The sequence below is a fragment of the Vibrio sp. 10N.286.46.A8 genome (genome assembly GCF_041470165.1).
Classification (GTDB): domain Bacteria; phylum Pseudomonadota; class Gammaproteobacteria; order Enterobacterales; family Vibrionaceae; genus Vibrio; species Vibrio tasmaniensis_A.
In genome coordinates this window covers 1-1,279 of sequence record NZ_JBFRLX010000358.1, presented here as the reverse complement: position 1 = coordinate 1,279, position 1,279 = coordinate 1, and the positions used below count along the sequence as shown (strand labels likewise).

At 35.3% G+C, this 1,279-nt stretch carries 1 protein-coding gene; it reads right to left on the bottom strand.

Annotated features, from left to right (window positions below):
- Positions 1-294: 294 nt before the first annotated feature.
- Complete coding sequence (locus AB4232_RS22395; protein ID WP_102573062.1) at positions 295-996, bottom strand: hypothetical protein; 702 nt, start codon at positions 994-996, stop codon at positions 295-297.
- Between the last annotated feature and the right edge of the window lie 283 nt (positions 997-1,279).

Genomic DNA, 1,279 nt, shown 5'->3' with positions numbered 1-1,279 from the left:
GGATAGGGATTTGAACCCAACCACTAAAAAATTAAATGCTTATTTTACAATGACTTGTCGTTATGTTCGAAAATCATTTTAATCGTTTGTCTTGTACAGATTAAACCTTACTTCACCGTTTAACGTCAAGATATATCAGATTGATATGTTAGTTACTGAACTAACTTACTAACTTTGCCCTTCGGGCTGAGTAGCTGGCACACTTTTGGATAGCGCGTTAGCGCTAGATTAGTCCCGCCCGATCAGGAAAAAGAATCCTGATAACTTGAACGTTTGTTAAAATTTGTTTGTACACTACGCCAAACTTTCTGCTTCTTTTTTATTAAAATTGAAGTTACGACCATTAATAATTTCATTATAAACATACTCATACGAATTAATCATATCAGTTAGCTTATTAAACTCACGGTGATAATGTTCATTGAGTAGGTAATCACAATCTGAGTTACGCAAAACATATGTGGAGATTGTCTGCTCTATCATGCTTTCGAACATAAACCTATACATCTGAGTCCAATCACTACTATGAGCATCACCTAAATAATTTCTGACTTCAAACAACGCACCTTCTTTTACAAAACCTAGAACTGTTATTTTCTTAACTGATTCTTTGTTGTCAAAAGGAAATGAAAATTTAAACTCACCAAATGCAGATTGCATATCTTTTAACGGTACGCCATCAGAAAGCTTATCTTTCACTATGCTTCCTAATACAGAGCATCGAATAGCGCCCATAACACGCTCTCTAACTGAGATTTTTTGTTGCTTAAAGTTCTGAGCAGAAGAAATATACGCCAAATCCTGAGATAAGGCTTTACTCATATCTCGATAGAATGATCGCTTTTCCTCTTCGACTATTCTTTTTTCAGATGAAGAAAAATTAATAAGGCCTAATTGAAAAAGTTCGTGCGATATATCTTGGATTCCTACATTCGTAAGACTTTCTAATTTTTTCTTAGAAATCTTGATATTCAGTACTTTCCTAAAAAAAATCATAAGTACCTCTAAATTCAAACAATTGTTAGACAGACAGGTTTTGACCATCGAGTTTACAAAATACAGACATCTTCTATCTAACGCACCATAGTAAACTGAGTACATACTCTACCATTATCTGAAGTAGGTTAACAAATGGCAATAGTAACGAGTCAATGTGACGAGTCAAGGTTGTAGAGCTAAGTAGCATTCGGGCATTTCTGAGTCAGATCTGTCTGTCGATTTAGCTAGTTTCATGTTGGTGTTCATGGCTAGCCATGGGAGTGAGTTAAGAGGCTCGCCT

Excerpts from the sequence above, each read along its gene's own strand:
- AB4232_RS22395 (WP_102573062.1), bottom strand. The coding sequence starts at position 996 with ATGATTTTTTTTAGGAAAGTACTGAATATCAAGATTTCTAAGAAAAAA.